The organism is Lysinibacillus sp. KU-BSD001 (assembly GCF_042920265.1).
GTDB lineage: Bacteria > Bacillota > Bacilli > Bacillales_A > Planococcaceae > Lysinibacillus_B.
Map to the genome: position 1 here is coordinate 81,527 of NZ_JBDQZI010000013.1, position 19,119 is coordinate 100,645.

Consider the following 19,119-nt stretch of genomic DNA (forward strand, 5'->3'; position numbering starts at 1 on the left):
TCACTCCTCTCCTTTACCATAACAAAAAGACACGTTCATAACAATTAGAGTGGATATACGTATCTTCACCCTCGTCTTTGTAATGATGTTAAAATAAAATCATGGAAACCGAAAGACTCATCTAAAAGGAGTGCTACACGTGACAGAGAAAGAATACTTAGAATTCAAAAGCATCGTTGCAATGGGCGATGAACTGAATTTTTATTATAAAAATGATGAATATTGGATAAGCCATAACCCTGGTAAATCTTATTTATCAAGAACTAAAGATTCATATACCCAAGAATTTAATGGATATGAAGAGCTCTTTGAAAAAGCAACAATAGACGGCATAACAATTGCTGAAATATATCCAAAATTAAAATGGTAAAATAGATTTTTTACTGCTCAAAAACAAACGAAAAAGCACGAGCTACAATCAATATATTTTTTGAACATACACAAATTTTGTTACACAGATTCATCAATTATACTTCTCTCTCATAAAAAAACTGCCCTACAAGTTCACTTGTAAGACAGCTTTATACATATTTATAGACCGCCAAGATAAGCCGCTTTGACTTCTTCACTTTCTTGTAATTCTTTTGCCGTACCGGCTAGTACAATGCGCCCTGTTTCTAGTACATAGGCACGGTTAGCAATGGATAATGCCATATTTGCATTTTGCTCCACAAGCAGTACGGTTACGCCTTCTTTATTCACCATTTCAATGATGTTAAAAATATTTTTGACCATCAGTGGTGCAAGCCCCATCGATGGTTCGTCTAAAATAATCAATTTCGGCTTAGACATTAGCGCACGGCCCATCGCAAGCATTTGCTGCTCACCACCAGAGAGCGTCCCTGACAGTTGTTTTCTACGTTCATGTAAGCGTGGGAATAGCTCATATACATGGTCCATATCTTTTTTGATGCCCTCTTTGTCTGTGCGTAAATAGGCACCGAGCTCTAAGTTTTCCTCAACCGTCATATTTGCAAATACACGACGTCCTTCTGGTACGTGTGAAATCCCTGCTTTTACAATGGACTGCGCTGCTTTGCCGTCAATGGCCGCGTCTAAATATTCAATGGACCCTTTTTTCGGTTTTAGTAAACCTGAAATGGTTTTTAACAGTGTGCTTTTTCCTGCACCATTGGCACCAATTAACGTGACAATTTCACCTTCATTTACCTCAATGGAGATATCCCGTAATGCTTGAATATTACCGTAAAATACATCGATATTATTAATTTTCAGCATTATTCCGTTACCTCCTCACCTAAATATGCCTCAATTACTTTTGGATTTGAACGAATTTCTGCTGGTGTTCCGTCTGCAATTAATTGCCCGTGATCCAGTACATAAATACGTTCACAAATTCCCATGACAAGGTGCATATCGTGTTCGATTAATAAGATTGTTAAGTTAAATTCTTTTCGAATGAACGCAATTAACTCCATTAATTCATGTGTTTCTTGGGGGTTCATCCCTGCTGCCGGTTCATCTAATAGCAATAGTTTAGGACCTGCCGCTAATGCACGAGCAATTTCAAGGCGACGTTGCATCCCATATGGCAAGTTTTTCGCTAGTTCATCCTTGTACACATCGAGTCCAAAAATTTTTAAGAAGGCAAGCGATTCCGCTTCCATCTTGGCCTCTCCTTTAAAGTGAGTCGGTAGACGGAAAATACTTGATAATAACGTATGTTTCGCTAAACCATGATTCGCTACCTTTACATTATCTAAAACCGATAACTCTTTAAATAAACGAATATTTTGGAATGTGCGGCTAATGCCTTGACGTGTGACTTTATACGGATCTAAACCAGCAATGGATTTATCAGCAAAGGTAATCGTGCCTTCTGTCGGTGCATATACACCTGTTAACATATTAAATGTTGTCGTTTTCCCGGCACCATTTGGGCCGATTAAACCAATTAATTCTCCTCGGTTCATATACATATCCACTTTTTGAACCGCTTTTAATCCACCAAATGTAATTCCTAAATTATCAACTTTTAGAAGAGTTTCGCTCATGCTTTAGACCCTCCCTTTTTACCAAACTTGAATAAGTCCGTAATCTCTTTTGTACCAAGTAAACCGGTTGGACGGTACAGCATGACTAAGATTAATACAAGCGAATAAATAATCATACGTGTTTCAGGGAAACCTTGTAAGTACGTTGTCACCGCTGTTAAGAAAATAGCGGCTAACACAGAGCCCGATAAACTACCTAAACCACCTAATACGACAAAAATTAAAATATCAAATGACTTTAAGAAACCAAATGTCGTTGGCTGAATGATATAAAAATTATGTGCATAAATCGCGCCTGCAACCCCAGCAAAAAACGACCCAATCGCAAACGCCACAACTTTATAGTACGTCGTATTAATTCCCATTGCATCGGCAGCAATTTCGTCCTCACGAATGGAAATACATGCACGTCCATGACGAGAACGTGTAAAGTTGGAAATGATTAAAATCGTAATAACGACAGCGAAGAATGCGTATGTCCAAGTGGATTGGTGTGTGACTTGCATCCCAGCTGCTCCACCTACATAGTCAATATTTAAAAATACGATCCGGATAATTTCTGCAAACCCAAGTGTTGCAATGGCTAAATAGTCACCTTTTAAGCGGAGTGTTGGAATTCCAACAAGTAGACCTGCAATGGCCGCTACAAGGGCACCAAGTAAAATACCTGTCACAAACGGCAGACCGAGCTTCATTGTACAAATCGCTGATACATAGGCACCAACTGCCATAAAACCAGCATGGCCAATGGAGAATTGACCTGTAATACCGATAATAATATGCAAACTAACTGCCAGCATAATATTGATACACATCGTAATTAACATATTTTGGTGTGTATAGCTAATAGCTTCTGTGTTGATCAACACTTGTACGACTGCATAGACTACTAGCGCTAGAGCGATGTAGCCCCAGAAAATTTTTGATTTTTTCATACGCTGTCCACCTACACTTTCTCTCGAGTATTTTTACCAAAAATACCCGATGGTCGTATAATTAAAATAAGAATTAAAATAACGAATGCCGCTGCATCGCGCCATAAAGAATAGCCAAGTGCACTTACAATCGTCTCTACTACACCAAGTACGAGACCACCAACCATGGCCCCAGGAATAATCCCAATCCCACCGAGTACGGCTGCGACGAATGCTTTTAAGCCTGGTAATACACCCATTAACGGGTCAATCCGTGTGTAATAAATACCGAAAATAACGCCTGCCGCCCCTGCTAATGCTGAACCAATCGCAAATGTTGCTGAGATGGTATTATCTACGTTAATCCCCATTAAACGCGCTGCATCTGCATCATGGGATACGGCACGCATCGCCTTCCCAATTTTCGTTTGATGTACGATAAATTGTAGTAACATCATCAGTACAAATGAAATGACTAAAATTAAAATCGACTGCACCCCAATTTGTGCCCCTAAAATCTCAATTGTTTTATTTTCAATCACTTTCGGATAAGCTTCCGGTGATGGACCACGGAAGAAAATAACCGTATATTCAATTAATAAAGATACCCCAATCGCTGTAATTAAAGCGGCAATACGTGTTGCATTACGTAACCGTTTATACGCAACACGTTCAATAATTACCCCGATAACAGCGCATAAAGCCATCGCTAAAATCAAGGCTGGAATAAAGTGCATATCCCAGCGTGCAATCGCATAAAAACCGATAAATGCGCCTAACATGAAAACATCACCATGCGCAAAGTTAATCAGCTTAATAATCCCGTATACCATCGTATAACCAAGGGCGATTAGCGCGTAGATACTACCGAGTGAAATCCCATTCACGAGCTGTTGTATCCATTCCATAACGATTCACTCCTTTACTTTTCATATGTCACTTTATTTTACTAGCGCAACAAAGTTTTACTTCTAAACGTTGAAAAAGGAGCTATCCGAAAAAATTTTTTTCGGACGACTCCTTTGCGACGAGTAACCATCGGAACAATACTGACGAAGTAGCGTTCCATTCAGTAAGATATCGAGCCGCTCTCGTATAAAGCAGTCTCCTATCCCCTTAAATTTTTACTTAAGGATTTACTTTTGATTTGAATTCTTGATTGCCGTCTACAAACTCTAAAACTGTTGCTGATTTAACTGGGTTGTGTTTTTCATCTACTGTGAATGTACCTGTAATTAAGCTTAAATCTTTTGTTTCTGCCAACGCTTTTTGAATAGCTTCGCCTGTAATGTCACCTTCAACACGTTCAATTGCATCTTTTAAGAAGTACACTGTGTCATATCCAAGTGCATGGAAGGCATTTGGCTGTTTGCTATATTCCGCTTCGAATGCTTTTACGAAGTCTTGAATTGTTTGATCTGGATCACCAGAAGAATAGTGATTTGTAATAAATGTATTATTTAGTGCATCTGCACCCGCAAGCTCGACTAATGTTGGCGAATCCCAGCCATCAGCACCCATTAATGGCACATCAATACCTAATTCACGTGCTTGCTTAACAATTAACCCAACTTCCTCGTAATACCCTGGAATAAATACGAAATCAGGATTCGCTGACTTAATACGTGTTAATGTTGATTTGAAGTCTACGTCATCCGTTACATACGCTTCTTCTGCTACCACTTTCCCACCATTTTTTTCAATTTGTTCTTTAAATGATGCGGCTAAGCCTTTTGCATAGTCAGATGTAGAGTCCATATAAATCGCTACATTTTTCGAACTAAGGTCATTGGATGCAAAGTTTGCTGCTACAATGCCTTGGAATGGATCGATAAAGCATGTACGGAATGCATAATCATTAATAGAACCATCTTCGTTTACCGTTACTGTTTCCGCTGTACCAGAAGCTGTTACGACTGGCACTTTAAATTGATTAGCTGTTTGCACTGTCGCTACCGTATTACCTGATGTTGCGGGTGCAATCATCGCAACAACTTTCTCTTGCTCTGCTAAACGAATCGCTGCTGTTACCGCTTCTGCGTTTTCAGATTTATTGTCTACCGGAATATAATCGATTTGTTTACCGTTAATACCGCCCGCTGCATTAATCTCGTCGATTGCTAATTTAGCACCATCGTTAATAGATGAACCGTAAGATGCTACTGCACCTGAAAGCTCTAGGTTACCACCAATTTTAATTGTTTCTGATGAACCGCTATCTCCACCGCTTGAACTTGAAGATGAAGATGAACTATCATCCTTTGCCCCACATCCTGCTAGTACACCCGCAACTAGTGTTGAAGCTAAAAAGATTGATCCAAACTTCTTCATTTTTGACTGCTTCATATTCAAAACTCCCCCCAAATAACTATTTTCAAATATTAGATATTTCTGATAATTATACACGAATACCTACTCTCAGACAATGAGTTATAATAATATTCTGAAATTATAGTAAATACTAATATTTCTATTAATTAGCCTTTTGTATTTTAAAACATTCTTTCTATTTAGTCTAGTGTGACTTTTCAGTTTTTTAAAAAAGGAAGGATACTATACCTACTACTAGCTAAAAATATACTATAAAAACAATGCGCCTTGACTATTCATTTTTTGATTAAACATGAATTTAAACGGAGAACTCGCAATGAGCAAAAATGCATTCTAAAAATAACAGCTAAATAGTAAAAGGTATGTATCATAGTCTCCTCCCTTTGCCACAGCCTACACAGGAAATTTATTTGCGACAGGAGCAGCGAAGGATGAGCGACGAGGAGGCTTGATCTCGCCCGTGGAAAGCGAGTGCCGGAGCGGAAAGCAATGGTTTCCCAAGTGGTAATATATGTTTCTGAATTTACTCTTTATGAGAAGGATTATAAAAAAGACATAAACTCGAACAAAATGAATCGAGTTTATGTCTCTCTATCTCTTTTAACCTTACGAGAAATGAGCGTCTCACTTTCATTGCAACTACATTAATGAATCATTTTTATACATTAAATGTAAATACACAAATTCTTTCATTTGGATTTTTAAAACCTTGTAGCTTTACTTCTTTTAGTAAATCCAAATTCGTTTCAAACTGTAAATAGTACAAGTATTCTGGTGATGGATAATATAACAATATGTGAATTTCTCGAGGATATTGTTCAACAGATCGGTAAATATTCATGACAACTTTGCGGAAAATTTGCACCGAAAATGGGTTAAAGAAGAAAAATACATTATCCTGTCTCTGTATATCATATTGTTCAGCTAGCATATTTAAAAAGGTAATCGGCACAAGCTTTTTCCCTGCCTTTTGTAAATATCTATTTTTATTTTGCTGTGCTTCTTTAAAGAAAATACCATCCATTTCAACGCCTACCGTAGGAATGCGCAACTTATGATGGAGGAAAATCGGTACCCTCCCTTTTCCTGATCCAAAATCAACAACATGGGCATTTGATGGTAATTCATATGCTGCGAATAGTTGTTCTAATGCTTCATACGGTGTTGGTTCATAGCTATGGTAATGGATTAATTTGGGTACACCATATTGAAACCCCGTTGTTGAAATATTTAATAGTTGCTCATAATCTTTTTCTCGCATTCACGTATTCCTTTCTCTACTCATTAATCCATCAAGCGTTAGATGCACTTGAACTACTGCTCATGAATGATTTGGATAAATTTCTTCGTTGGCCGTGATAATGGCACGGTTTTCAAGTGGCAAATGCCGATGCTTCGCTTTGGAATCGGCTGCTGTAATTCAATTTCGTGCACGATTCCCCGTTCTAAATAATCTGTTGAAAACTCTTTCGTCACACAAGCGATGCCTAAGTTAATCTTCGCAAACTCTAACAATAAATCGTGCGAGCCAAGCTCAAATTCGGGTAAAATGGAAAAACCGCACCCTTTTAAATAATCTTCAACATATTGTCTGGAATTTGCATTATTCTCTAAAAAAATAAGGGGCATTTTCACTAAATAATCGAGACTCGTCGGTTGCTTCGTCATATTCATATATTTATCGCCACATACGAAAATATCATGGATATCTTTACATGGTGTCACTTCAAGCTGCTCATCATAAATAGGTAAATTGCAAATCCCTACATCCGCTTCGCCAGCTTTAATATATGTCACAATTTGACTTGTCGTCCCATTTAATACTTTCAATTTAATACTCGGATATTTTTTATAAAAAGTTTCAAGGTAAGGAAGCAAGTAGTATCTAGAAATCGTATCGCCAACACCAATTCGCAGCTCTCCAGTTGTGAGATTCTGCAATTCTAGTACTTTTTCCTCTCCTACCTCAAGCATGCCTAGTGCAGAATTTACATAGTCGTGTAATAATTTTCCTTCATTCGTAAGCGTAACCCCTTTAGGCGTACGGTAGAACAAATGGGTACCTAGTTCCTTTTCCAATTGTGCCATCGCTTGACTAATGGCGGGTTGTGTCATATAGAGTGATTTAGCCGCATGTGAAAAGCTTTTACTTTTACAAACCGCATGAAAAATACGATATAAATCTAATTTACCTATCATATAAGTACTCCTTATAGGGCATATTAAAAATATTAATTTTACTTATACCATGTAAGCGAGGTATATTACAACTTGTGTTAACTAAATCAAATAATTTTTTACTATAGATTAGGAGAGATTCTCATGGAACGTGTAGTAGGTACAGTAGTTCGTGGTCTTCGTGGCCCTATCATTAATGAAGGGGACAATATCGAGCAAATCGTCGTAGACACAGTGTTAAATGCGGCAAAAGTAGAAGGCTATGAAATCCAAGATAAAGATATCATCACAATTACTGAGTCCATTGTGGCACGTGCACAAGGAAACTATGTAACAATTGACCATATCGCAACAGATGTAAAAGCAAAATTCGGTGAAGATACAATCGGTGTGATTTTCCCTATTCTTTCACGTAACCGTTTTGCGAACTGCTTACGTGGTATCGCTCGTGGCGCAAAAAAAATCGTACTTATGTTAAGTTACCCATCTGATGAAGTTGGCAACCACTTAGTAGATATCGATGAATTAGACGTAAAAGGCGTTAACCCATGGACAGATACATTAACTGAAAAACAGTTCCGTGAACATTTCGGCTATCAAAAACATACATTCACTGGTGTGGACTATATCGAGTACTACAAAGAGCTTATTACGAATGAAGGGGCAGAAGTAGAAGTCATCTTCTCTAACAATCCAAAAGTCATCGTAGACTATACAACATCTGTCCTTGCTTGTGACATTCACTCACGCTTCCGTACAAAACGTTTAGTAACAGCAGCTGGCGCTACAACAGTTTACAGCTTAGATAATATTTTATCTTCATCGATTGATGGGTCTGGTTACAATGAACAATACGGTCTGCTTGGTTCAAACAAAGCAACGGAAGATTCTGTGAAATTATTCCCACATACTTGCCAACCGCTTGTTGATGGAATCGCAGAAAAATTAAAAGCAGCAACTGGTAAACAAGTAGAAGTCATGGTATATGGTGATGGGGCATTCAAAGATCCTGTAGGTAAAATTTGGGAACTTGCTGACCCAGTTGTATCACCTGCATTCACAGCTGGTCTTGCTGGTACACCAAACGAAGTAAAATTAAAATATTTAGCTGATAATAACTTCTCACACTTACGTGGTGAAGAATTAAAAGCGGCTATTTCAGAACATATCAAAAACAAAAACGAGGACCTTGTTGGTGCAATGGAAGCACAAGGCACAACACCTCGCCAATTAACAGATTTAATCGGTTCTTTATCTGACTTAACATCTGGTTCTGGTGACAAAGGTACACCAATGATTTATATCCAAGGTTACTTCGATAACTACACAAAATAAGCACAAAAGCAGGCAAAGCGGAATTCCACTTTGCCTGCTTTTTTATTTCTGTATGATTATTTTTTAATAAACATTTGTGTCCAGTAGTGCCCATCTGCTACATAGCCAATACCGATATGCGTATAGCTTGTGTTCATAATATTTGCACGGTGACCTGGACTATTCATCCAATCATTCACGACTTGCGCTGCGGATGTTTGTCCTTTTGCAATGTTTTCACCTGCTGATTTGTATGAAATACCAAATTGCTTCATCATATCAAATGGTGAGCCGTATGTTGGGCTTGTATGACTGAAGTAATTTTTATCATGCATATCTTGTGATTTGTATTTCGCGACACGTGATAATTCCCAATCAATCGACAGTGGCGCTAACCCTTCTTTCGCACGTTCTACGTTCACAAGGCGTACGACTTCTTCTTCTACACTTGCTTGTTCGTTTTCAGCAATAATAATTTTTTGACCTGGGTAAATTAAATCTGGATTTGCTAAATTATGATTTAATGAGATTAACTCTGAAAGACCTACTTGATTTTTAGCCGCGATTTTCCAAAGAGTATCGCCTTTTACTACTGTATATGTTGAAGTGGCCGCTGATGCGGACATCGGTAATACGATCGACATTGAGAGTGCTGCTGTCATAATGATTTTTTTCAGCATGTTATGTTGTTCATCCTTTCTGCTTTCGTATGAACCTATCATAATTGCTTTTTTTAGATAGTTCATTACTGAAATTATGGAAGGATCTTTACGAGACTATTACATTTGTAATAATATCCGAGTAATTTGCTCTTATAATAGCATTCATGCTGAAATATTTCTGTCACATCACTGAAAATAGGAAAATATTACACGGTTTTTAGTGACAAATCGCCTTCTTTTTTTGCTTTTCTTTATACATTAAGCGATCTGCCTCTTCAAAAAGTTCCTCCATTTGTCCAAATGAATAAGGACTATAACTACTACCCATCGATATTTGAATAGAAAATTGCTCCGTTACATGATTAAATTGATGGACTTTATATCGAATCTGTTCCATCACATCATCTACAATTTCACTCGTCACATGCGGCATCATAATTGAAAACTCATCGCCACCAATACGTGCGACAATGCCTTTACTCCCCACTGCTTCTCGGATAATATTCGCACTCTGCCTAATATAAGCATCGCCCATTTTATGTCCTTGTTGATCATTGATACACTTCAAATTATCCAAATCACAAACAATCATCCCAATGGGCACACTTTCCTTATTATTATAAAGCGCCATTTGGGCATCAAAGCATGCTCTGTTTTTCGTTCCTGTTAAATGGTCATGCATCGCTTTATACTCCAATTCTTGTTGCATAGCCACCTTATTGCCTACGTTTCGATACACACCATGAATAGCAACCATTTCACCATTCTTGTATACTGGCGTTGCATACTCTTCAAACCAAATATACTGTCCTTCTGTATTTTGAAGACGCACTAATAACGGCTCATCATAGTCCCACGCGCCGTTTAATTTCTGTGTCACTACGTCTATATCATCGGGATGCAGAATATCATAATACTTCTGAGGGTTTTGCATATGTGCTTGCCATTCATGCTCACCTAACATTTGATTAATGGCTGAGCTTAAATAGCGATATTGCATTTGAGGCTTTAAATCGCAATAATAGAAGATGTCTTTGGAATGTCCTACTGCCTGCACTACCGTTTGTAGCGAATCCAATTGTTTTTTGAGCAAATAATATCTTCTATATAAATAACCTATTATAAATAAAGTAATAATAATAACATAAAGCATATTTACACTTCCTAGTAAGAAAATTGAATTAGTTCTCAGTTGTTAACTGTTGTAAATATTACTAGTCACTATTTTATCAGAATAAGTCGTAAGTTGCTTATTATTGGTCTTTTTTTATTTATTTCTCATAGGAATATAGTAACAAAGTGGAGGAAACGATGAATATATATATGAATAACGAAAAGGTGATTGCGGGTACGACAATGAAAAACATTGAAGTGCCAGAACAAAATAACATGGCATTACATATTTGTGAAAATACCGCAGCAGTTATAAACAATCGCGAGCAACTCGCAAAAATGATTGGTTGTGAGGTACAAGACTTTGTTTGTGCCGAGCAAACACATAGTAAAAACTTCTATAAAGTAACAAGCAACGACCGAGGAAAAGGTGCCTTTACAATGGATAATGCGATTGCTAATACAGACGCACTGTATACGTATGAACGCGGTATATTACTGACATCCTTTTCTGCTGATTGTGTACCCGTACTCTTATACAACGAAAAAAGTGGTGTGATCGCTGCGATACACTCAGGATGGCAAGGAACTGTCAAAGAAGTAACACCACAATTATTGCATCAGTTAATCGAAATAGAACAAAACCCCGCCGAAGGATTTTGGGTATATATCGGTACAGCGCTGAGCCAACAAAAGTTTGAAGTAGATCGTGATGTATATGAACAGTTTAAAGCACTCGGTTATGCGGATGAATTTATATACTATCATGCGAAAACAAATAAATATCATATCGACAATCAACAAACCGTCAAAAAACAATGCGAACTTGCGGGCATCCCTGCAAATCAAATTGCTATTGATGATACATGCACCTTTTTACATGAAAAGGGCTTCTCTTATCGCCAAGATAAAAAATCCGGCCGCCATATGAGCTTTATTATGAAGAAATAACGTACGAGACACTGCCAAATAACACGGCGGTGTTTTCCTTTTTCTACACTGTATATTTTTTTCTGTGATAAAAATTTTGTTCGATGCCATATTAAGAAAGAACAAAACAGAAAGGAGCATGCCCAATGGGAAGAGATGATAAAAAGGGACGAAGCCATCAAAAACAAACGCTTCCTCAAACACCTAAAAATCAAAAAATAGCGCCAAACAAAATTAGGGAAGAATTTTCCCGAGAAATCGCTGAAATTGAACAAGCTGCTGAACGGAACAAACAGCATAAATAAGGAGGTTCCATATGGACTACCAACGTGCAAAAAAAATTGTTGAGTCACCATCCGAATATGAAGTAAGCTATAACGGCGTTTCCGTCTGGATTGATCAATTGCATGACGACGAAAAAACAGCTACTGTGCATTTAAGACGTTCATTAGAAGAACGCTCAGAAGTGTCTATCGCTGAATTAAAAGAAGAGTATTTAGTGCATTAAGTACAAAAGTATGAAAGCGCCTACTAATCCCCGAAACGCGCTAGAGAATTGAAGCGTCGCGAGGGGATAGCGCTTTCGCCTAAACATAAAAGCTCTTTCCCACTATTTTTTATCCACTATGAAAAATTTCATCATTCCTTAAATCATTACATATCCTCACTGGATTAGTATCCGTGGCATTTTTGTATTCATACATTTACTAGCTTCAGAAGTTGCTTCTTTCCTTCCCTGTTTTTTTACCTTATTTGCATTTTCCAACATGGTTAGCATAGTTTCTTTAAAGCATACAGTGGCTAATCCTATTACCTAAGTTCATAAAATACAAAATTCCCTCATATACTATGAAAGTTTTAATAACAGAGGAGGCTCAACATGGATGTATATGTAAGACCTGGGGATTCCCTTTGGCATTACACCCAATTATTCCGAATTCCTCTACAACTCATTATTGATTCCAACCGAAACATTAACCCTCAATCACTGTCAGTCGGTCAACGTATTCAAATTCCTGGATATGTCGCCCAAAGCTATCAAATACGGCGTGGAGACAGCTTATGGTCTATTGCGATGAGCCGAAATCTTCCTCTTGATACCCTTTTTCTTGTCAACCCTACGATTAATCCAAACCAACTGCAAATTGGGCAAACAATTAAAGTGCCACTTCGCATTACATGGCGACTGGTCAATGGAAAGCAAAATTATACTTATGAAACTATGATGAATGATATAAGACGGCTCCAATCCGTTTACCCATTTCTACAGGTGGATTCCATTGGCAATTCTGTGTTAGATCGAGAGTTACCTGAAGTTTTAATCGGTACTGGGAATAAACGCGTTCATTATAACGGCTCATTTCATGCAAACGAATGGATTACAACACCTACTATCATGACTTTTCTAAATGATTATGTACTTTCCCTGACGAATCAAATGACCATTCGGGGCATCATTACTTCTTCTTTATATGAGCAAACGACCTTATCCATTGTTCCGATGGTCAATCCAGATGGCGTCAATCTCGTTCTGAATGGACCACCCGAAGAAGAGCCTTACAGAAGTAATGTCCTCGACTGGAACAATAATAGCCTAGACTTTTCAGGGTGGAAAGCCAATATAAATGGCGTCGATTTAAATGATCAGTTTCCGGCAGAATGGGAAAAAGAGCGAGACCGCAATCCGAAAACACCAGGTCCTCGCGATTATGGCGGAGAAAGTCCTTTGTCCCAGCCAGAATCGATTGCGATGGCTGACTTAACAAAAAAGCGAGACTTTGCAAGAGTACTCGCTTTCCATACACAAGGTGAGGTGATTTATTGGGGATTCCAAAACCTCGAACCACCAGAAAATAAAGTGCTAGCCAATGCATTTGGTAGAGTAAGCGGGTATACGCCTGTTAAGACAGTCGATAGCTATGCAGGGTATAAAGATTGGTTTATCCAAGACTGGCGAAGATCTGGCTTTACAGTTGAGCTTGGTAGAGGGATCAATCCACTGCCACTCGCACAATTCGATGAGATTTATGAAGAAGCACTAGGTATTTTTCTAGCAGCACTCTATTTATAAATGCCAAATAGCACATCAGCCTAACGATGTTGATGTGCTTTTAGCTATGCGTAGTATGCCCGTCTATAATTTTCCCATATTTCCCACCGCCACCATGTACAATCGATAACTCCCCTTTTCGCGCTCGCTCAATAAGACTAGCTAACTTTTCGGGTACAACCTCTTCTAATTGTGCCTTGGTGATATCGTGTAAAATGGCCATTTCCGTACTGAAAGCCTGCAATAAGCGATCCAATGTTTTCGGCCCTAAACCAGGGATAAAATCTAACGGCACTTGATGAATATAGGGTGGTCTTGAAATGGCATCTACATACGGATCAGACAACTGTTCGATGCGAGTGGAGACACCCGTAATCATTGTTTCATTACCACATTGAGGGCATTTGTCTATCCCTGCTAGCTGCTCACCACATTTCGCACAGACGGTTTGATAATATTTACCGAGTAGCGGATTTAAACCATAATTCGCACCAATGGCTCGTCCCTCTTCCTGTCGCAATGCCTTTTTTAGTTCTTCGAAGTTTGCTTCTTTAAGCTGTAGTTTTTGATATTCCCGTGCCATTTTCTCAAGTGAGTGTGCATCAGAATTTGTTAAAAACGGATACGCTTGTAGCTCCTTTATTTTGCTTACCATATATGTGTCCGAGCTCAGTCCAAGCTCAATAGCATCGATGTAAGTTGGATCGAATACTTCCGTTAAACTGCGCTGAACCCCTTTGCCGTAAAGACTTTTAAATGGGGTAAATACATGTGCAGGGACAAACAACCCTTCATGTTCATACACTTGCTTTTGCAGTGCTCTCCCTTCTACATATATACGCTGGGAGCTTAATGTGCTATTTTTGACATGCTTGTCCATCCACTGTGAAAAAGATTTCATCTTCTCCACTGTTGGAAAATATGCTAAGACATGAATGGGTCCATGACAATATTGATCATATACTTCCATTTCCGAACCCATAATTAATGTCGTGTTCTGAAAACGTAGCCCTCCATCAGCTAATTCAATCATGTCTCCTCGTTGTATGAATGCTTCTATTTCCAACAACACTTCTGGAGAATGACAGTCAATAATCCCGATCATATCAAGCCCTTTTCGATTACTTGCGATTTCTAAAATGTTTTGTAATGTGAGCGTTTTGCTACCCGTGATTTTCACAGGTTTTCCGCTTGCCGTACGCCCAATATGAATATGTAAATCTGCATAAATAGCCTTCATCCCGACCACTCCTTGCCATTAGCATTGGATTTGTTGCTTATTTTATACATCTTGTGTTTTTACGAAGCTCTTTCTTACTAGAAACCTATAAACAAACATTACTTTTATCTCTATATCACGCATTTCTCATTAGTCATTCTGAATTATATACGACTCTCCAACAATCTCTTCATAAAAATTGAAATATTTCGTACAGATATTGATAAAACTTGTATTTTTCTATTTCCTGACATAATTAAAACATTGTTGATTGACTTAACGTACATTACACTAAAGCTTATAATTCAATAAATTACAGGGGGATGCCAATGAAGAAGCTTTTCAAACCAGGGATTTTTGTCTTAGACAAACTATCTTTCAGTAAAAAATTTATGCTACTATTTGCCGTAGTCGTATTAACGCTTAGTTACTTATTATTAGATCTTGTCCAACAAACGAATAAGCAAATTGACACAATCGAAAAAGAGTTATCAGGGGTCGATTTAATTGAAGATGTTTATCCCGTTTTAAAATTCACACAACAACACCGCGGCCTGACTGTAAACTTAATTAGTGGTGATGCAACGGCCGCATCTAGAAGAGAAGCTGCAGGTAAAAATGTCAACGACTCATTTGATACACTCGTAGAAAATGCAAAACAATATCCGTCTTATTCGGAAATTCAAGCAAACATTAACACTATCAATGACAATTGGAAGCAGGTCCAATCTGTTTCAGCTAATGGAACTGTAGCAGAGGCCATTTCATTACATAGTAATTTAATTATCGAAATATTAGATTTAATCCAGTTAATCGCAGAAGATACGAAGCTTTCACTAGAATCAGATCCAACAAAACATCACCTAAACCGTTTATTAACGGAAACATTACCTCCGATTACGGAAAATATGGGGAAAGCACGTGCAACAGGTGTCGGTGTTGCCACTAAAAAAGAATTATCAGACGATAACCGTTACCAGTTATTATTTTTAATGCAAACGATGCAAAGCTATGTAGACGCATCCTTCAATAATTATGAAAAGATTTTTAAAACAGATCCATCTTTAAAAAACCGTTTAGAAATACAAGCAAAACAATCATTAAAAAGCACAGAAGATATTTTAGCAGTTATTAATACAGAGTTATTGAATGCACAAACGATTACAATCGTACCTGCCGATTATTTCAATGCAACGACTGCTGCGATTGATTCGATTTTCGAGTTAATCGATTTCCAAAAGAATGAGTTACAAGACCGTTTAGAAAATGACTTAGCTTCCTATGAATCTAAGCGTGCTATCACATTAGTTGTGATTATCGTCATTGTATTCATTTTATTGTACGCTTTGCTTTCATTCTATTTCAGTATTCAAACACAAGTGAAATCTATTCAGCATGTTGCTAAACAACTAGCTACTGGTAATTTAACTGAGCGTATCACAATCACGTCGAAAGATGAATTTGCATCGATTTCAACATCATTAAATGAAATGATTGAAGCCATTAAAGAGGTTATTACAAATAGTAAAATAACCGCTGATTCTGTTGATTCTTCAAGTAAAGATTTGTTTGCCGTTACAGAGGAAACAACAAAGGCGACGAATCATATTTCTCAATCAGTGGAAAAAGTATCAGAAATTATTGAAGAGCAGCTGACACAAGCGAAAAGAAATGTAAAATTAATGGATGATGCAGCTCAGCAGTTAGACATGATTGCAAAAGCACATATTCATGTGTTAGATGCTTCAGATGCTACATTACGCGAAGTAGAGGATGGCAATCAAAACTTCGATAACTTAACAAAGCAGATGAATATTATTACACAATCCGTCACTGCTACTTCAGAAGTTATCGACCAACTAAACGAGCGTTCAAAAGAAATTGGTACCATTCTAGATGCCATCGTAGCCATCGCAGAGCAAACAAACTTATTAAGCTTAAATGCGGCTATTGAAGCTGCACGCGCTGGTGAACATGGAAAAGGTTTTGCCGTTGTAGCGGATGAGGTGCGCAAATTAGCAGATGAATCTTCTCGTTTTACAGAGCAAATTCGTCGCATTGTTCACGGCATTCAGCAAGATACAATGCATTCTGTAACCGCTATGCAAAATGTATCAAATGAAACAGTAGCTGGCACAAATTTAATTCATACAACAAAAGATTCTTTAACACGCATTTTTGAACAAACAAAAGGCGTATCAAATGAAGTTCATTCCGTTATCCAATCGGTTGAAACGGTAGCAAATGAAATGAAGCTATTAGATGATTCGATTCATTTAGAAGCTGACCAAGCATCTGTATCAGAGGACAATATTCAAATGATTGTAGCCGCGACAGAACAGCAACTTGCCTCAATGGAGGAAGTAACTGCTTCGGCTCAAGTACTCAGTGATAAAGCACTCCAATTAAAAGAAACAATGGGCAATTTCAAAACAGAGTAAGGATTATTCACTAACAGTTTTACGATTCTCTTAAATACTCAGCATTTTTAATGTTGTAATGACGACAGTAAAGGGGGGTGTCCAGAAAGTTTTTACTTTCTGGACACCCCCCTCATAGCTTTTTTATTTATTCCTCACTCTGTACTCTATTAATAGACGGTCACATGGCGGACATTCTCACTCACTGTATATAAATCCGTTATATCTGTAGCCCGTTCTGAAATGACACGTAACCAATCCACTTTTTCGGATGAAGTATTTGAAAGAGTAATCGGCATATGATCTAAACGTTTGATCGTCCAATCCAGCTTATACTGATAGGCACGATTGTCCTGAGCGCCTGTTGTAACAAGCGGTGCTGTCCGAACGCTCACATTCGCTGTCGATGTAAAGCCAAGTCGATATTTCTTGTAATCCTTACCGCCAAGTGCTTGATCTGCACGATACATATGACCTGCTATTTTAGATCCCCAATATGGATCTGAGGCATAACGAACATTCATGCCAATCATCTTATTGCCAAGTGCAACTCCATTGTAACGCCAGTCACCCATATTAAGTGGGTCTAAATAGTACTGATTTAAACTTTCCACTAGTGCCTGAACATTTTTTTCAATCGATGGAAAATACTTCGATGACGTCTTATCCACGTTCGTTGAGCAAGCACTATTAGTATCAGTTACTTTTAAGCCAAACAGATTATTATAGTTTTGCGCATGACAGCTCATACCATAATTACTCTCATGTATAGCAGTTGACAGAATAAGTAACGCATTAATACGATACTGTTTTTCCATCTCCTTCAACAAAGCACCCATGTTTTGCAACGGACTTTTCGTTGTCGCATTAGCGTAAAGCTTATTCCCTGACTGTTCTCTAGCTTGTAATTCTTTAGCAATAAAAGCATTCAATTGCTCTGCGCTATAGCTTGTTGGGACACGTGGTGATATATATTGAAAATAAGCATAGCTTTCACCGACCACTTGTCCATTCGCATCCACAAAATTCGCGCCGTCTGTACTGTAATACTTTACATTACGCTGTAAAAATGCAGGCTTGTCTCCTATTAAGTAACTGCTATCATACGTACCAGCATGATGATGATAAATACGGTGCCATAAGCCTTTATCATCTGCACTATAATAAGACTGTCCTTTTGCTGCAGCTGTAGGAATGAGCGTGACATCTTCATGCTTCACATACATATCTTGACCAGCTACATGGACTTTCACATAGTCTGCTGTAGCATCAACATACAGTAACTCCGTATCAGCAGCAACACCTGCGTATTGAAAACCCGCTGTAAATGTAGCTTGCTTATAAATCAGTGTTACTTTTTTAGGACTTGTCGCAACAAATCCAGCTGGTATTTTGACGTATTTATTATTGTAAACAATGGCTTGCTGTTTTTGTAAGTGACCATTTGCTTCTTCAAAAGATGCATAAGTGGCAATCGGTGAATACGTTCCATCTGCTTGAATATCAACCACTGCATAGCCTTCAGCAATTGTAAACGGTTTGATAACCGATTTGTTTAACCGTTTATTGGACTTTTGGCTTTTCACTGAATCCGTAATATGTAACGTATAGCTTTCCCCAGGTACATAGCCTTGTGCAGGTGCTTGTACAAGTACAACATTTCCTTTCACGGAAAGAGACGTATCTTGTTTTCTATTATTTTTATCTAGTACATAAATAGAATCCTTTGAAATACTAGATTCTAGCACTGACTCATTAAATGTAATCGTCCATGTTTTATCACTCGACACCTTCGTATCTACATGGCTGAAATCAGCAGCATGAGCAATCATGAGCGGTGCGAAAATAAAAAATAACATCCCTATCACTACTTGTATCGATCGTTTGAAACATATTTGCAAACTATTCATCCTAGTAACCCCATTTCCAAATAGATTCTCTTATCTTTCTATGACTGTATAATAGGTTACCAT

Annotated in this window: 18 protein-coding genes; 7 read left to right on the forward strand and 11 right to left on the reverse strand. The window is 38.0% G+C overall.

The annotated features are described in order from the left end of the window. The first annotated feature begins 139 nt into the window (after positions 1-139). Positions 140-370, forward strand: a complete 231-nt coding sequence (locus AAGS61_RS16765) for a hypothetical protein (RefSeq protein ID WP_391374443.1) — start codon at positions 140-142, stop codon at positions 368-370. A 161-nt stretch (positions 371-531) separates the two neighbouring features. Here AAGS61_RS16765 and AAGS61_RS16770 read toward each other — a convergent pair whose 3' ends face one another. From AAGS61_RS16770 to AAGS61_RS16800, 7 genes are all read right to left on the reverse strand, one after another. Further along, positions 532-1,239 (reverse strand): ABC transporter ATP-binding protein, encoded by a 708-nt coding sequence (locus tag AAGS61_RS16770; RefSeq protein ID WP_391374445.1) that lies wholly within the window; start codon positions 1,237-1,239, stop codon positions 532-534. Next, positions 1,239-2,015 (reverse strand): ABC transporter ATP-binding protein, encoded by a 777-nt coding sequence (locus tag AAGS61_RS16775; protein ID WP_391374448.1) that lies wholly within the window; start codon positions 2,013-2,015, stop codon positions 1,239-1,241. Before AAGS61_RS16775 ends, AAGS61_RS16770 begins: the two co-directional genes overlap by 1 nt. Beyond that, positions 2,012-2,950 (reverse strand): branched-chain amino acid ABC transporter permease, encoded by a 939-nt coding sequence (locus AAGS61_RS16780; RefSeq protein ID WP_391374450.1) that lies wholly within the window; start codon positions 2,948-2,950, stop codon positions 2,012-2,014. The genes AAGS61_RS16775 and AAGS61_RS16780 overlap by 4 nt, the downstream gene beginning before the upstream one ends. A gap of 11 nt (positions 2,951-2,961) precedes the next feature. Continuing rightward, a complete protein-coding gene (locus AAGS61_RS16785) occupies positions 2,962-3,837 on the reverse strand; it encodes a branched-chain amino acid ABC transporter permease (protein ID WP_391374453.1) in 876 nt (291 codons plus the stop codon). A gap of 220 nt (positions 3,838-4,057) precedes the next feature. Next, a complete protein-coding gene (locus tag AAGS61_RS16790) occupies positions 4,058-5,275 on the reverse strand; it encodes an ABC transporter substrate-binding protein (protein WP_391374456.1) in 1,218 nt (405 codons plus the stop codon). Between the two features lie 643 nt (positions 5,276-5,918). Further along, a complete protein-coding gene (locus AAGS61_RS16795; protein ID WP_391374458.1) occupies positions 5,919-6,521 on the reverse strand; it encodes a class I SAM-dependent methyltransferase in 603 nt (200 codons plus the stop codon). A 53-nt stretch (positions 6,522-6,574) separates the two neighbouring features. After that, positions 6,575-7,459, reverse strand: coding sequence for a LysR family transcriptional regulator (locus tag AAGS61_RS16800; protein WP_391374461.1), 885 nt, complete (start codon positions 7,457-7,459; stop codon positions 6,575-6,577). A 123-nt stretch (positions 7,460-7,582) separates the two neighbouring features. Here AAGS61_RS16800 and AAGS61_RS16805 point away from each other — a divergent pair, with 123 nt between their 5' ends. Continuing rightward, on the forward strand, positions 7,583-8,773 hold the full coding sequence (locus AAGS61_RS16805) for a coenzyme F420-0:L-glutamate ligase (RefSeq protein ID WP_391374464.1): 1,191 nt from the start codon (positions 7,583-7,585) through the stop codon (positions 8,771-8,773). A gap of 56 nt (positions 8,774-8,829) precedes the next feature. Here the strand turns inward: AAGS61_RS16805 and safA are convergent, their stop codons facing one another. Together safA and AAGS61_RS16815 are read right to left on the reverse strand one after the other, a co-directional pair. After that, positions 8,830-9,432: a SafA/ExsA family spore coat assembly protein gene (gene safA / locus AAGS61_RS16810; protein ID WP_391374467.1), complete on the reverse strand. Its 603-nt coding sequence runs from the start codon at positions 9,430-9,432 to the stop codon at positions 8,830-8,832. A 199-nt stretch (positions 9,433-9,631) separates the two neighbouring features. Beyond that, entirely contained in the window at positions 9,632-10,567 is a 936-nt protein-coding gene (locus AAGS61_RS16815) for a sensor domain-containing diguanylate cyclase (protein WP_391374470.1), read from the reverse strand. A gap of 158 nt (positions 10,568-10,725) precedes the next feature. Between AAGS61_RS16815 and pgeF the strand changes: the two genes are divergently transcribed. The 4 genes from pgeF (at position 10,726) to AAGS61_RS16835 (ending at position 13,528) form a co-directional block, all read left to right on the forward strand. After that, the gene (gene pgeF / locus AAGS61_RS16820; RefSeq protein ID WP_391374472.1) at positions 10,726-11,478 is read left to right on the forward strand and encodes a peptidoglycan editing factor PgeF; all 753 of its coding nucleotides are present in this window, start codon (positions 10,726-10,728) and stop codon (positions 11,476-11,478) included. Positions 11,479-11,603: 125 nt separating this feature from the next. Beyond that, positions 11,604-11,762: a YfhD family protein gene (locus AAGS61_RS16825; protein ID WP_391374475.1), complete on the forward strand. Its 159-nt coding sequence runs from the start codon at positions 11,604-11,606 to the stop codon at positions 11,760-11,762. 11 nt (positions 11,763-11,773) lie between these two features. Then, on the forward strand, positions 11,774-11,965 hold the full coding sequence (locus tag AAGS61_RS16830; RefSeq protein ID WP_391374478.1) for an H-type small acid-soluble spore protein: 192 nt from the start codon (positions 11,774-11,776) through the stop codon (positions 11,963-11,965). 372 nt (positions 11,966-12,337) lie between these two features. Beyond that, complete coding sequence (locus AAGS61_RS16835; protein ID WP_391374480.1) at positions 12,338-13,528, forward strand: M14 family metallopeptidase; 1,191 nt, start codon at positions 12,338-12,340, stop codon at positions 13,526-13,528. A 40-nt stretch (positions 13,529-13,568) separates the two neighbouring features. Here the strand turns inward: AAGS61_RS16835 and AAGS61_RS16840 are convergent, their stop codons facing one another. After that, positions 13,569-14,747 carry an endonuclease Q family protein gene (locus AAGS61_RS16840; protein ID WP_391374483.1) on the reverse strand — a complete coding sequence of 393 codons (1,179 nt, stop codon included), beginning with the start codon at positions 14,745-14,747 and terminating at the stop codon, positions 13,569-13,571. A 308-nt stretch (positions 14,748-15,055) separates the two neighbouring features. On the opposite strand from AAGS61_RS16840, the gene AAGS61_RS16845 reads away from it, so the two are divergent. Then, positions 15,056-17,167, forward strand: a complete 2,112-nt coding sequence (locus tag AAGS61_RS16845; RefSeq protein ID WP_391374486.1) for a methyl-accepting chemotaxis protein — start codon at positions 15,056-15,058, stop codon at positions 17,165-17,167. A gap of 149 nt (positions 17,168-17,316) precedes the next feature. Here AAGS61_RS16845 and AAGS61_RS16850 read toward each other — a convergent pair whose 3' ends face one another. Further along, positions 17,317-19,005 carry an N-acetylglucosaminidase gene (locus tag AAGS61_RS16850; RefSeq protein ID WP_391374488.1) on the reverse strand — a complete coding sequence of 563 codons (1,689 nt, stop codon included), beginning with the start codon at positions 19,003-19,005 and terminating at the stop codon, positions 17,317-17,319. Positions 19,006-19,119 lie beyond the last annotated feature (114 nt).